At 43.1% G+C, this 13,538-nt stretch carries 11 protein-coding genes and 4 tRNA genes; 8 read left to right on the top strand and 7 right to left on the bottom strand.

The features are described 5' to 3' along the window. Positions 1-23: 23 nt before the first annotated feature. Positions 24-419 (top strand): aminoacyl-tRNA hydrolase, encoded by a 396-nt coding sequence (gene pth2 / locus AC1DCV_RS22080; RefSeq protein WP_441572935.1) that lies wholly within the window; start codon positions 24-26, stop codon positions 417-419. Here pth2 and AC1DCV_RS22075 read toward each other — a convergent pair. From AC1DCV_RS22075 to AC1DCV_RS22050, 6 genes are all read right to left on the bottom strand, one after another. Next, a complete protein-coding gene (locus tag AC1DCV_RS22075) occupies positions 416-625 on the bottom strand; it encodes a YwbE family protein (RefSeq protein ID WP_331957838.1) in 210 nt (69 codons plus the stop codon). The two genes, pth2 and AC1DCV_RS22075, sit on opposite strands and share 4 nt — an antisense overlap. A 98-nt stretch (positions 626-723) precedes the next feature. Then, positions 724-1,818 (bottom strand): slipin family protein, encoded by a 1,095-nt coding sequence (locus tag AC1DCV_RS22070; protein ID WP_477025182.1) that lies wholly within the window; start codon positions 1,816-1,818, stop codon positions 724-726. Between the two features lie 505 nt (positions 1,819-2,323). Further along, positions 2,324-2,398 (bottom strand) — tRNA-Phe (locus AC1DCV_RS22065). A 10-nt stretch (positions 2,399-2,408) separates the two neighbouring features. Next, positions 2,409-2,494, bottom strand: a tRNA-Tyr gene (locus AC1DCV_RS22060). 207 nt (positions 2,495-2,701) lie between these two features. Beyond that, positions 2,702-2,774 (bottom strand) — tRNA-His (locus AC1DCV_RS22055). Positions 2,775-2,785: 11 nt separating this feature from the next. Next, positions 2,786-2,858 (bottom strand) — tRNA-Ile (locus tag AC1DCV_RS22050). A 908-nt stretch (positions 2,859-3,766) separates the two neighbouring features. Here AC1DCV_RS22050 and AC1DCV_RS22045 point away from each other — a divergent pair. The 3 genes from AC1DCV_RS22045 (at position 3,767) to AC1DCV_RS22035 (ending at position 5,426) form a co-directional block, all read left to right on the top strand. Next, positions 3,767-4,180 carry a response regulator gene (locus tag AC1DCV_RS22045; RefSeq protein ID WP_477025181.1) on the top strand — a complete coding sequence of 138 codons (414 nt, stop codon included), beginning with the start codon at positions 3,767-3,769 and terminating at the stop codon, positions 4,178-4,180. A gap of 141 nt (positions 4,181-4,321) precedes the next feature. Then, entirely contained in the window at positions 4,322-5,044 is a 723-nt protein-coding gene (locus AC1DCV_RS22040; RefSeq protein ID WP_477025180.1) for a response regulator transcription factor, read from the top strand. A gap of 106 nt (positions 5,045-5,150) precedes the next feature. Then, entirely contained in the window at positions 5,151-5,426 is a 276-nt protein-coding gene (locus tag AC1DCV_RS22035) for a hypothetical protein (protein ID WP_477025179.1), read from the top strand. Positions 5,427-5,577: 151 nt separating this feature from the next. Here AC1DCV_RS22035 and AC1DCV_RS22030 read toward each other — a convergent pair whose 3' ends face one another. Then, complete coding sequence (locus AC1DCV_RS22030) at positions 5,578-6,666, bottom strand: MrcB family domain-containing protein (RefSeq protein WP_477025178.1); 1,089 nt, start codon at positions 6,664-6,666, stop codon at positions 5,578-5,580. A 124-nt stretch (positions 6,667-6,790) separates the two neighbouring features. Here AC1DCV_RS22030 and AC1DCV_RS22025 point away from each other — a divergent pair, with 124 nt between their 5' ends. The 4 genes from AC1DCV_RS22025 to AC1DCV_RS22010 all read left to right on the top strand — a co-directional run bounded on the left by AC1DCV_RS22025 (position 6,791) and on the right by AC1DCV_RS22010 (position 13,531). Then, entirely contained in the window at positions 6,791-7,333 is a 543-nt protein-coding gene (locus AC1DCV_RS22025; protein WP_477025177.1) for an RNA polymerase sigma-70 factor, read from the top strand. Positions 7,334-7,382: 49 nt separating this feature from the next. Continuing rightward, complete coding sequence (locus AC1DCV_RS22020; protein WP_477025176.1) at positions 7,383-8,510, top strand: FecR family protein; 1,128 nt, start codon at positions 7,383-7,385, stop codon at positions 8,508-8,510. 93 nt (positions 8,511-8,603) lie between these two features. After that, positions 8,604-12,134 carry a SusC/RagA family TonB-linked outer membrane protein gene (locus AC1DCV_RS22015; RefSeq protein ID WP_477025175.1) on the top strand — a complete coding sequence of 1,177 codons (3,531 nt, stop codon included), beginning with the start codon at positions 8,604-8,606 and terminating at the stop codon, positions 12,132-12,134. Between the two features lie 20 nt (positions 12,135-12,154). Continuing rightward, positions 12,155-13,531 (top strand): RagB/SusD family nutrient uptake outer membrane protein, encoded by a 1,377-nt coding sequence (locus AC1DCV_RS22010; protein ID WP_477025174.1) that lies wholly within the window; start codon positions 12,155-12,157, stop codon positions 13,529-13,531. Positions 13,532-13,538 lie beyond the last annotated feature (7 nt).

Here is a 13,538-nt window from a genome sequence, read left to right as displayed (position 1 = left end):
ATTAGCTGCTTAAACGGAGTTATATGTCGTCCAGGATAATTAAGCAGGTAATAGTGATGCGCAAGGATCTGAACATGCGTAAAGGAAAAATGATTGCTCAGGGAGCGCATGCGTCCATCGCGTTTCTGACGCGGCATGCTACCATCGAAGGACATACGCTGCAAACCAATCTGAGAAATCCGGAAGAAGTATCTGAATGGATGACGAAAGGGTTTACCAAAATTTGTTTGTCGGTGGACTCGGAAGAAGACCTGGACCGGGTATATCAACAGGCGGTTGAGGACGGGTTAAATGCTACGCTGATAACAGATTCGGGGTTAACAGAATTTGGAGGGGTGCCTACTAAAACCTGTTGCGCGATCGGGCCTAATTTAAACGAGGAAATAGATCGTATTACAAAAGATTTGAAGTTGCTTTAGTCTTCGTCCCCTACTACATCTGTTTCTACAACTCTGCCTACCTGTCCATCTTCCAAACGTACTTTAATACCACGGGAGTGATAGGCGGCAGAGGTCAGTAAATCCTTTACGATGCCATAGGTTTTTTTACCGCTGCGTTGATCTTTTTTCAGTATGATAGCCACTTCCAGGCCAGGGTATACGTCTTTTCTATATTGTCCGTCCATTATTTTATTTATGCTTATGCTGCAAAGCTAGAAAAATTATGCCAGAAGGTTTCAAATGAATGGCTAAAGGCACAACCATTACAGCAGTGCCTTTTCGCTTATTTAGGGATAAATATTTGCCTCAGCTGATCAATCAGTACACCGTTTCCGCTTATGCTGATGCTGTTGATCTTTTCCGCGATCTTTTCCACATATTCCATTTCCTTCAGCTTAAACAGCATCGGGTTATCTTCCATCAGTTTGGCGGTATTCAGCAAACTTCTGGTGCTGGCTGTTTCTTCTCTTCGCATGATGATATTGGCCTGTGCCTTCTTTTCAGCTACCAGTACCTGGTTCATGATTTCCTTCACATCGCCGGGCAGGATGATGTCGCGGACACCAAAGCTGGCGATGGTGATACCCAGGCTTTCCGCCTTAGGTGTAACTGCCTGCATGATATAAGGCGCCAGTGAATCTTTCTTTTCCAGCAATTCATCAAAGTTCAGTACAGCGATGTATTCTCTCAGCGCCAACTGGAACAGGATGTAGAGCTGTCGTTCGTAGTCCTTATTTTGCAAGAGGGCCTTGTTGATATCTACCACCCGATACTGTGCCCATGCGTTGATTCTCAGTGCTGCTTTGTCTTTGGTCAGGATTTCCTGACCATTGATTTCTGCCTGCAGTTGCCTGGTATCAATTTTAGAGATGGTGATAGAGATGTTATTTCTCCACCAGAAATAGATGCCAGGATACAGCGTCATAGAGTATTTACCATCGATGAGCAGGATCGCCTGTTCGTGACTTTCCACGCTATAGCTCCTCACATAAGGGGCTACCAGCCGGTGGCAAAGTGTGGACCGGTCTATGTTTTCCGTGATGGCTATCTTGGAGATATCCGCGCGGATAAACTTGTAGTCGATCATATTTTTCCAGAAGGTGTATCTCCCTGCGGTCAATACCTGCTTCAGCAATCCGTTTTCGTAATGCAATACAATTTCTGTTTCGCTTACTTCTACTACATGCAAAGCTGCTGTGATTTCAGGGTCTTGCAGGAGTATGTTCAGCTCCAGGGGAGCAGCAAAAGGTTTGTTGATATCGAAGATTTCCACGTCTTCGTTAATCAGCCAGTGTCTGCCTTCCTGCAGCATTCGCTGATATGCTCCGTTCTTAAATATCAAGCCTCTTTCGTAGGCGTTGATGGTTACTCTTTTCATTTTCATTTTCTTTTGGGGTTGTAAAAAAAGCCAGTGCTGTTGTCCATTCTGCCTGCACGGAAACAGTTGTCAATCTACCGTTATTCATCAGTTAGGGCGGAAGTGCTAAGTGATGGTAATGGTATGATGTATATACCTGTTTTCTGGTGTTGGCAAAACTGCCGGCATCATCCTTTTGATGATGTGGCTGGGCCTACAGCCTGGCTTTTGTTTGTTGTTTGGTTGCTATTTTCAGTAGCAGTTTTTAACAGTTTTTCAGACTGTCTCCTTGAAAGGGAGTTGTCCATTGCTCTGCCGCTGAGCTACCGTTTTTCAGACGGACGGGATTCGAACCCATGACCCATAGACTATTTGGGCGAGAGCAGTGTCTTGAGGCAACAGCATACAGGACGTTAGTACGGCTGCACTGCAGGGCTTTATGAAACCCATGCCTGGTTTGCGATCAACGACATCAATTCTCGTCTTCCCGTTGGGGAAGGATTTTAGTAAATGCTTTTCATTTACCTGGTGGATGAAGCAGGAGTCGAACCTGCACTGGCGGTGCTTCAAACCGCTGCTCTACCATTGGAGCTATACATCCGATTTTTTAGTGTGAGTAGTAGGATTCGAACCTGCTAAGCCTGTTAAGGCGATGGTTTTACAGACCATTGCGACACTCCCGCTTCGCCGTACTCACTTTGGGGTTTCCTGCTTTTGGGTTAACATATTTGGGGTTAACCTCTTTTCGACAACACTCTTTTAGGGTTAACATTCTTTTTTACAACACTCCTTACTGTTAGTGCTTTGGGAGTTAACACGCTTTCCGGTTAACAAATTTGGGGTTAACACATTTTGGATGAACAAAATTTGGGTTAACAAACGGGGTTAACAGCATTGGTTCTCGGGGTGCAGGCGGGGCTCGAACCCTGATCTTCCGGTTCACAGCCGGATATTCTCACCATTGAACTACATGCACCATTTTACAAAGTTGGCCAGACCGGATTCGAACCGATAACTCGCTGCATATAAGGCAGATGCTCTACCAGTTGAGCTACTGGCCGGTTTTTTTGCACAAAAAAAACCGGGCGTTTATAACGACCGGTTTTTACGTTGTGCATAAGCAGTTACTTATGTTCGTTGACACCTGGGTCGTTGATATTTTTTTGCATAGGGATACCATATCGATAACAGTTGTTTGTTATGATCACAGTTAAATCGTATGCTATGAGTATGCGTTTGCATGCTTGTTTTTTTCGTTATAAATACAAATAAAAAGCCCCGCAATCTCTTGCGGGGCTTATGTTATATTGAATTCGTTTTATCAACTATTCTGTAGCATAACATGCCCCGCACCTTGTATAGTCCTCCACGTGACTAAACCGGTTTTTTGTTTGTATGTGTAATATTGAGCGGTACATGTTTTATGATTTTTTTAACAGTGCAAAGATGGATATATTTTTTTAATATCTCCAAATTTTTTTTGAAAAATATTTTTTAGCTAGATAAGTGAGGAATGATTTTTACAGACTAAGGGATGTTTGTTAAAGAGTAGAAGTATGTTGCTTTGATTGAAAATTTATATAATCTAATATATTGACATAAAGTGTTTGTTCCATCTTGCTAAATAGATTTTAGTTATGAAAAAGGAATGGTGATAATGTAAATGAATACTTGTTAAGAACGGATTAACAAACTACCCTGATATTTGCTGAGGACGTTTGGTATTGTCGTTTTTATTAAGTTGCATTAGAATGTCAATTTGATCTTTCAGATGAGTATATTTTAGTTAGGAATGCGTCCATACTTTGAAAAAGAAAAGCTATAAATATGGTAATATTTTGTGTTGATAAATGTACGATTCCGATGCTGGTATTTCGATCGCATTGTTTAATTACTCCTGTGAAGGGAGAGCATAACTGTAATAATACTATCTCTATTATTTATGAATGTTAATCAAATCAAAACAATTATGAGTATTCGTGTTCTTCATGCTGATGACGATCCCATCTTCCGCAGGATCGTAAAGAAAATTTTGCCTCAAAAGGAATTTGAAGTCTATAATGCCTGTGATGGAGAAGATGCATGGCTTCTTTTTAATGAGATGCGCTTTCATTTTTGCTTATTAGATATTATGATGCCCAGGTTGAATGGAATTGATTTGGGTGAAAGAATACGAACAGTGGATAAGCAAATGCCCATTTTTTATTTTTCGGGGGAAGAAGCTCATCTTGTAGAAGATGAAGTGTTTGGCCGTGGAGGAGGTAATGGGTATTTTAATAAGACATTTAATATCAGTAAGCTGACTGGCTTCTTTCAACAGTATTTTATTCCCCTTGGAATAGCTAATCCAGATGATGGTTGCAATCGGAGAAATCAATGTTAATCAGACATCACTATTGCCTGGTTGGGTCAAAATGATTTCTAATTAACGCGAGATTAACACATCGCTAATGTATGCTCCATTTGCCGGTATCTCGTTCTATAATTTTTAAAATAATAACTAATCCCTTAAAACCCATATTAAATGAACATTTCTAAAAAAGATAAAGAAAAGGTGATCATACTTTATGCGGAAGACGATTTAGTAGCAGCAGCCTTATTAAAGACCTCCCTGGAAAAAGCGGGCAACTTCGAAGTGATTTGTGCTGCAAATGGCATGGAGGCCTGGTCTCTTTTTAGCACCAGGTATATTGATGTTTGTTTGTTAGATGTACATATGCCCGGATTAAATGGACTGCTGCTAGGAGAGAAAATCAGGGCAGATAATCCAATAGTGCCTATCATGTACATCTCTGCCGATAGAAAGAAAGAGACGAAAATGCAGGGATATAAATTTGGAGGCGCAGATGATTATTACGAAAAACCTGTTGAAATTGAAGAACTGATTGCCAAAATGAATGCACTTATCAGACGGGCAAGAGGACAGGTAGACGCATGTAAAGTAATCAAACTTGCTGAGTACACCTATAGATTGAAAGATTATACGATTGCCTATGATGACATGGTATTCTCCTTAGGTTTAAATCATGTAAAGATCCTGAATAAGTTAATCGCACAATTAAATGATACGGTAACTAAATCGGAGTTGAGGATAATTGTTTTTGGTTTTGATAACAATAGTAAACTAGATCATTACATATCGCGATTGAGGAAGCATTTCAAAAGTAACGGTAAAGTAGAAATACTTACGATACAAGGGGAAGGATATTCACTATGTGTATCTAAGGATCTTGTCAGATATTCGTAGTGTTTAGTTTGATATCCTTATCAAATATTTTCTTATATTCGATATCTGTTTCGTAGACCCAAAAAGAACCGTTAGCCATATTTTTAAAAACTCAAAAACAATTACCATGAAACTCCACAGAACATTACATCATCCTGATGGTGGGCGTTCATTAGCAGAATATGAAATCAGAGAAAACAATGTTTTTACAACCATACACCATGCAAAGGGTTCCAGTTCCCTCCCCTGGTATGAGGTCAGGGATAATAAGCTATATCCTACCACGCATCATCCGGAAGGTAGAAGCTCCTTTCCCTGGTTTGAAATTACAGGAAATAGTATAACCCCGTCAATCCATCATCCGAAAGGCTGGGATGGGTTGCCCTGGTACAAGATTATGTGAAATTAAGTAAGGGTTTACTGACGGGGCCTGGCATTTAGTTGTCGGGCTTTTTCATTGGAGGAAGGGTAGTAAGTCCAGCGTATTACCGGCTGGACTTACTACCCTCGTTACTTTTAATTAGCTTCTGCAATTTTTGTAGTATTGACATTCCTTACTCCACAAACTCCCGACTCTTCAAATACAACTCTACCAATAACTCCTCCTGTATCTTTATCCCCCGCTTGTTCAATCCGTCTTCTCGTTCCCGAAGAAATATACTCAGCATCTCCTTTTTCACATCTTCATTCGCATAATGAATTGCTCTGTGGCAATTCGGGCACAGCGCAATAATATTTTCGGGCACATCAAGGCTATACTTGAAATTATCCTGAAATTGCATTGGTATTAAATGATGGGCCTCTACAAAGTGATTCCCCGATTTAGCATTGATGAAAGTTTCATGATGCGATTTATGCTCACATTTATGCCCGGCATTTTCTAAAGCTTGGGCGGCATAACTAGCATTTCTTTTCCACGTTTCTCCGGTATTGGCTCTTTTGGATCCCTTGGGAATAGGTCCTATAGGCGGCTTTTCAGCAACAATATTTTGTATTTCATCTTGAAATATTTCTTCTTTGGACCGAGTCTCTATCTCCAGAATATTAGTGCCTACTAATCCCTTCAGTTCTTTATAAACGCCCACTAAATTGCGCAAATCGTCTACTAATTCGGCATCAGATGGTAGGTTGTCACCCTCGTATACCTTGGAACAAATAGCGCCTAGCTCATAACCTCTACCTAATGGTCGTGTAGCATTTAGCACCGGTGTTTTGAAAGAAAACCCTTCGGCAGATCTAATGATATTGCGAATTTTGGCAGTATTGATGGCTATTTCATTTTTCCCATTTTTAACGCCATATTGATCTTTGTACTGTGTCCATGCCTGTTCAAGGGTTAAGTACACCCTTTTCATCTTGGCCTCAAATAGGTAGACAATATAATACCCTTTCTGTGCGGAAGTGGTAATATCAGAGTCAAATATACATAGATGTGGAACTTCCGGCATATTCCCCTTACCTATCGAGCCGTCGAATAAGTAGAGATCACTTAGACTGCTAACATTTTTGAATTTAATGGGTAATTCCTTTTCCAATTTGTTAAAGGTGAATAGGGAACTTAGCTTTTTGTCTTCTAGGGCAGCATATATCTCCTTATCCTCTAAATAATGCTCCAATACATCTTCAAACAATTCTCTAATCATAACGATGGACGATAATGGGTATTTTGAAATCCTACAGTAATTCTCAGTATGATTCTTAAAATTACAAATTCCCCTTCAAAACCTACAATTGCAAATCCCCCCTATTCTCCCTAAATTTACCCCAATGCATACCGGCGATCCACAACTCTCCCATCACCAGCTAAAGTCATTATTTGACCTGCTATACCTGCGCCTATGCCGTTTCGCAGACCAAATCATCTCCGATTCCGCCACTGCAGAAGACATCGTCCAGGAAGCTTTCATCAAATTCTGGCAACACAATGCGGAGGTAAAAGAGCTGAAAGCCATTAAAACATTTCTGTATGTGATGGTAAGAAACGCTTGTCTGAATCACCTGAAGCACCAAAAAGTGGTAAAGAAATTTGCGCAAACTCAGACAGAGGTGGCAGAAGAAGCTGCCGTGCTCAAAGCGGAAGTATGGGGAGAAGTGTATAGAGCAATTGCTTCGTTGCCGGAAGGCTGCCGTAATGTTTTCAAGCTCAGTTACCTGGAGGGGTTAAAAAACCAGGAAATTGCTGAGGAGTTGAAAATTTCCATTAACACCGTAAAAACGCAAAAAGCGAGGGCGCTGGAGCTATTAAAGCTAAGATTAAAGCCGGAAGCCTTTCTGGCATTATGTCTCCTCGTTTCAGAAAAATATTTTTAGGTCTTTCACCCATTTGCAATCAGTAGATTGTTTATAGATATAGCAGCACATGGAATCATACAACCACCTGTATCACACGTCCCGGTTAATAGTGAAGTATTGGGATAATACGTTATCTGAAGAAGAGAGCGTAGAGTTGGAGGCATGGATAGCCGAGAGTGAGGGTAATAGGTTATTGTTTGAAGAATTGAGTAAGGAGGAGGTGTTGAAGGAGGAGATGCAGGCGATGGGGAAATATCATCCACAGCAGGCCTGGGATCGTATTGAGGGAGAGGTGATGGTGAAAAGGATGGTTCCATGGGGACGGGTGGCCGCGGCTATGGCATTGATTATATTGGCTATTGGAGCGAAGTGGTGGTATACTAATAGTATGGAGCCACTGACGCCAGTGATCGCGAAAACGCAGCAGATGAAGGGAAGACCGGTGCTGATTATGGGTAATGGAGAGGAGGTTGTGCTTAGCGGGACTAAAGATACGTTGCTAATAGAGCAAAGTGGTGCGAAGATCCGGCAGCAGGGCAATAAGCTGGCGTATAAAGATGGCAGCGGGCCGTTAGTATATAATACCCTGCAAATACCAAGGGGGATGGATTACAGTCTTACGTTGAGTGACGGCACGCAGGTATGGTTGAATGCAGAGTCATCATTGCGTTTTCCGGTACATTTTACGGAGAATAACCGGAGAGTATACCTTACGGGAGAAGCTTACTTCGTGGTGGCGGCTAATGCAGCAAAGCCTTTCAGCGTAACCGCCGGACAAGTAGAGGTGGCCGTATTAGGAACGGAGTTTAATATCATGGCCTATGAAAATGAGCCGGCGGTACAAACGGCTTTAGTCAGTGGCAGTATAAAAGTAAACACAACGATATTGCAGCCGGGCTGGGTAGGTGTTACGAGTAACGGGAACACCACTACGCAGCAAATGGATATCACCGCATTGACGGGTTGGAAAAGAGGCATGTTCGTATTCAGGAATGATGATATCACTACTGTGTTGCACCAGTTGGAGCGCTGGTACGATGTAACGGCAGTATATCCCAAAGGAAAAGCAGGTAGCCAGCATTTCACTGGCGCCATGAAGCGCTATGATAATATAGAACAAGTACTGGAGCTATTAAATCAAACTGGGGGAGCCAACTTTAAATTGAGTGGAAGACAAATAAAAGTAGCATTTTAATCAACAACCAACCAGTGTAATTGTCAGAATGATACCCGGAACGTTACGGGTAGATGATTGTCATGCTCGCTGAGCCAAAATCTCTTGTAGTCAATGAAACGATTGTTCATATTACTGCTTTGTATGCAGTATATAGTGCCGCTATGCGCGCAGTCAGTTACGGCGAGCCTGCAGAATGTGTCCGCCGAGAAAGCATTTGCCGTTATTCAGCAACAAACCGGGTACGAGTTTTTATATAATAACGAGTCGGTAAAAAAAGCGGGGACTATCAACCTGTCGGTAAAAGAGGCAACACTGGAAACGGCTTTACAGCAGTGTTTCAGCCAGATCCCTTTTACCTGGAAGGTAGTGGATAAAACGATTGTAGTAACGCCTAAGCCGGTAGCAGCCACCACAGAGTACACCATCAGCGGTCGGATATTGTCCCTGGATAATAAACAGCCATTGATTGGCGCAACTATCCGTGTGAAGGGCACTGATAAAGGCGCCACCAGCAACAGCAGCGGCGCGTTTTCTATTACTACCGGCATGCAGCACCCACTGTTGCAGGTGTCATTCCTGGGATATATTACTAAAGAAATCAGAGGAGAAGAGGAACAAATAATTTATCTGGAAGAAGATAAAAAGAAACTCAGTGAAGTAGTAGTAACTACGGGCTACATCACGCTCCCGAAGGAACGTGCTACGGGCTCTTTTTCGCAGGTAGATAAGTCACAGTTGGATAAACGCATCACCACCAATATCCTCGATAAACTCGAAGGTCTCAGTACAGGCTTGTCTTTTTCAAGAAGTGTGACGTCCGATAAGCCTAAGCTGAGCCTACGCGGCCGCAGTACCTTGTTCTCGGAAGATCAGCCCCTGATTGTAGTAAATGGTTTTCCTATAGAAGGTGATCTGAATAGCATCGATCCCGATGATGTAGAAAGTATCACCATCCTGAAAGACGCAGCAGCGGCGTCTATCTGGGGTGTTCGGGCAGCCAATGGCGTGATTGTGATCACTACCCGCCAGGGTAAATTGAATCAGCGCCCTGCAGTGGAAGCTAGAACAAATATTGTTTTTGGAAAGAAGCCCGACTACAGCCAGCTGCATTTAATGAGCACCAGTGATTATGTAGATGCCCAACAGATATTGTTTAAAGCTGGTAGATTTAATAATCTGTTTTCTGTTGGTAGCAGGCTCCCTATCCCGGAAGCAGTGCAGATTTGGAAAGATGAAAAAGACGGAAAGATCAGCAGCGACATCGCTGCACAAAAAGTAAACTCACTCCGCAATATCGATATTCTGGACGACTACAGCCGCTTATTTACCAGGAACACTTTAACACAGCAGTACCAGGTGAATGTGAGTGGCGGTGGTGAAAACATGCAGTATTATCTATCTGCAGGATATGATAAAAACGCCAACTACATGGTGGGCAACAACTATGAGCGCTTCACGCTGAATACCAGCAACACCGTTCGTGTAACAAAAAAGCTGGAACTCAGCATCGCAGGACAACTGTCTCAAGGCAATGCCACCAACCCTTTTGACGTAACAGGTAGTTCAGCTTTCGATATCATCAGCGGATCACGTAGTGCCACAAATGTAAGCGCACAGATCCCTTCCCCCTACTCCAGGCTGGTAGATGGTAACGGCAATGCGCTGAAAGTACCTTGGTTTTATAATGATGCATTTAAGCAACATGGATATGATCAGGGATTTCTGAACATGGACTACTCCCCGCTTACAGAGTACCAGCTAATGAACCGGCGTGTAAAAAGTATGGCCGTTAACGTTAGACTGGGCGTCAACTATGAAATCACCAAAGGATTAAACCTGGATCTGAAATACAACCTGGAAAAGAACAACGGATCAGACAGAAATCTCCAGGATCAGAACACGTTTATGGTAAGAGACAATGTAAATCTCTTTTCAGAAACGATGCCTGATGGTGAGCTGGTGCGGCATCTGCCGCTGGGAGATATTTTAACGCTGGCGAAGAACGATCTCACCGCGCAAACATTCCGGGGGCAGTTAAACTTCAATCGTAGCTGGCGTCAAAAGCATGTGGTGGCGGCTATTGCAGGCGCAGAGTCAAGAGAAATTCTGCGAGAAGGAAACCGGCAGCGCCTCTTCGGCTACAACGATCATACGCTGCAATTTGCGGATGTGGACATGGTCACGCAATTCCCGAACTATTTCGGTTTCACCAATTCCATTGGTAGTGCAATGGGCGTAGGTATCCCTGTCACTTATATAAAGGATCGTTTCATTTCTTACTTTAGCAATGCTTCCTACACTTATCTTAATCGCTATACGTTATCCGCCAGCGGCCGTGTAGATGGTTCTAATCTTTTTGGCGTACAGCGCAATCGCCGCCTGAATCCATTGTGGTCAGTAGGTGCTGCGTGGCAGGTGCAACGTGAAAAATTCTTTCATGCGGATTGGGTGGATATGCTGAAACTGCGTATTACTTATGGTTTCAATGGTAACATCAACAAAACGGCTACAGCTTATACCACGGCTAATCTCATGCCATCAGGCGAAAATGCCACTTCTTATATCCCGTATGCGAATATTATTAATCCTGCTAATCCTAACCTGCGTTGGGAAAAAGTAGGACAAGTAAACCTTGGAGTGGACTTCGCACTCTTTCACGAATCGCTTAATGGCTCGCTGGAGTACTTCAACAAGCGCGCACAGGATCTTTTTGGAAGTGCTTTCCTGGCGCCGTCTACTGGCTTTAATAGCATCAGTAGCAACATTGCCGCGATGCGCACACATGGTTGGGAGCTGAAGCTGGACTCCCGTAATATCAGCACAAATAATTTCAGGTGGAACACCACTTTGATGGTGAGTGTAGCAAAAGATAAGGTGACTAAGTTCTATAACACCGGCAGCAGCATGAATCCCTCGCTCTTCCTGTTATATGGGGGCCGCGATGACGACGATCGTTCTACTTATCTGCCGGTGGAAGGATATCCTCTGTTTGGTCTCTGGGCTTACCCATGGGGCGGACTGGATGCAAAAGGAAACGCTTCCATCATAGGCCCTGACGGTAAACCCATCAAGGATCGTTTGGAGGCAGGACGCATCTATGATAACATTTATAAAATGAAATACATGGGTGCGGTGAATCCGCCGGTATTCGGCAGCTTAGCCAACACCTTTACTTACAAGCAACTGAGTCTTACGGTGAATATCCTGTATAAACTGGGACATTATTACCGTGGCAGCGACCCGGGATATTTTACCATGGCGGCTATGTACCAGCGCGGCCCGGATATCTTTAAAGACCGCTGGAAACAAGCTGGTGACGAAGCGAAAACAAATATTCCGGCCTTTACTGGTGTAAGAACACAGGATCGGACGAACAATGATTTGTACCAGTATTCAGATGTGAATGTGAATAAAGCAGATCATGTGCGCTTGCAGGATGTATTATTAAGTTACGACATCACCAGGCAAACAGTTGCCAGCCTGCCGGTGAGCCGCATCACCCTGTATGCACAAGCCAGCAACCTGGGTATTATCTGGAGAGCAAATAAAAATGGAATAGATCCGGACTATGCACCACAAACATTTTCTTCAGTGATGCCACCTGTGCGCACACTGGCAATAGGTGCCAAAGTAGGTTTCTGATCACATCAAATTATTAAGCAATGAAGAAGAGTATATATATAGTATTTGCTTTTATAGTGGCGACTTTGGCAGGTTGTAAAGATTACCTGGATATACAGCCCAAAGACAAACTCATTCCTTACGGCGTAGAAGATTTTCGTTTACTGCTCGATGATCAGTGGACCATGACACTAACACCGGGCATGGGAGATATCATGACGGACGACTTGTTTTTAACGGAAGACCAATACGGAGATGTGCCACAGGATTACTTTCAACGTACCTACACCTGGAGTAAAGACCTCTTCGCTCCGGATGATGATATACGGGACTGGAGTGCGCCATATAAAATAATTTTTTATGCCAATACCATCAAAGAGGGGCTGGTAGCTAATCTGGCCGGATTGCCGGAAGCACGCAACCAGGTAGAAGGAGAAGCGGATTTTTATCGCGCTTACGCCTACTTTAACCTGTTGAATACTTTTGCAAAACAATACAATGTTGCTACAGCAGATAAAGATCCGGGTGTTCCACTTCGCTTATCTTCTGATGTAACGGCGCCGGTTACACGTAATAGTGTAAAAGAAGTATATGCACAGGTACTCACGGATGTGAATGATGCTATAAAACTATTACCGGTAAAAGCAACGTATAAAACAAGACCATCCCGCGCCGCAGCCCACGCGCTGGCTGCACGTATTTACCTGCAGATAGGGGATTACGATCGGGCCATGGAACAGTCTACTGCTGGCCTGTCTCTCCAAAATACCCTGTTGGATTATAACAAGGTAGATCCGGAAAACAGCCCTTTTGATGCCGTATTTCCGGTTACCATTGTGAGCAATCTGGAAGTGATTTTTATTTCATCGACTACAGGGATATATGCGAAAAATAATTTCATCTCTCCGGATGTTTATCAGCTTTATGATAGCCATGATCTGCGTACTTCTTTGTTTTTTAGAGAGATGCCGGATCAGGGTGACTATCAGTTCATCGGGAGTTATAACGATGGCGGTAGTACGAATGTGCCGAATCCTTTTTCCGGATTTTCCGTGGCAGAATTATATCTCATCCGGGCGGAATGTTATGCACGTAAAAATGAAACCGGTAAAGCGATGGGCGATCTGAATACCTTGCTGGTAAATCGTTTCGAAGCAGCGGCCTTTCAACCTTTAACGGCTGCATCTCCCAAAGAGGCACTGAAAATTGTACTGAAAGAGCGCCGCAAAGAACTGATCTTCAGAAACCTCCGCCTCATGGATCTCAAACGTTTAAATGTAGATCCGGAGTATGCTATAACGTTAACGCGTACACTGAATAATGAAACATTCACATTGCCGCCAGGAGATAACCGATACGTTTTTCCTATTCCTGCAAAAGAAACTTCCGCCACCCATTTGGAACAAAACCCAAGGTAAATTATAT

This window comes from Chitinophaga sp. 10T418 (assembly GCF_056394125.1).
This window is presented reverse-complemented; position numbering and strand designations above follow the sequence as displayed.

Coding starts and splice junctions, on each gene's coding strand:
- pth2 (WP_441572935.1), top strand. CDS start 24: ATGTCGTCCAGGATAATTAAGCAGGTAATAGTGATGCGCAAGGATCTG.
- AC1DCV_RS22075 (WP_331957838.1), bottom strand. CDS start 625: ATGGACGGACAATATAGAAAAGACGTATACCCTGGCCTGGAAGTGGCT.
- AC1DCV_RS22070 (WP_477025182.1), bottom strand. CDS start 1,818: ATGAAAAGAGTAACCATCAACGCCTACGAAAGAGGCTTGATATTTAAG.
- AC1DCV_RS22045 (WP_477025181.1), top strand. CDS start 3,767: ATGAGTATTCGTGTTCTTCATGCTGATGACGATCCCATCTTCCGCAGG.
- AC1DCV_RS22040 (WP_477025180.1), top strand. CDS start 4,322: ATGAACATTTCTAAAAAAGATAAAGAAAAGGTGATCATACTTTATGCG.
- AC1DCV_RS22035 (WP_477025179.1), top strand. CDS start 5,151: ATGAAACTCCACAGAACATTACATCATCCTGATGGTGGGCGTTCATTA.
- AC1DCV_RS22030 (WP_477025178.1), bottom strand. CDS start 6,666: ATGATTAGAGAATTGTTTGAAGATGTATTGGAGCATTATTTAGAGGAT.
- AC1DCV_RS22025 (WP_477025177.1), top strand. CDS start 6,791: ATGCATACCGGCGATCCACAACTCTCCCATCACCAGCTAAAGTCATTA.
- AC1DCV_RS22020 (WP_477025176.1), top strand. CDS start 7,383: ATGGAATCATACAACCACCTGTATCACACGTCCCGGTTAATAGTGAAG.
- AC1DCV_RS22015 (WP_477025175.1), top strand. CDS start 8,604: ATGAAACGATTGTTCATATTACTGCTTTGTATGCAGTATATAGTGCCG.
- AC1DCV_RS22010 (WP_477025174.1), top strand. CDS start 12,155: ATGAAGAAGAGTATATATATAGTATTTGCTTTTATAGTGGCGACTTTG.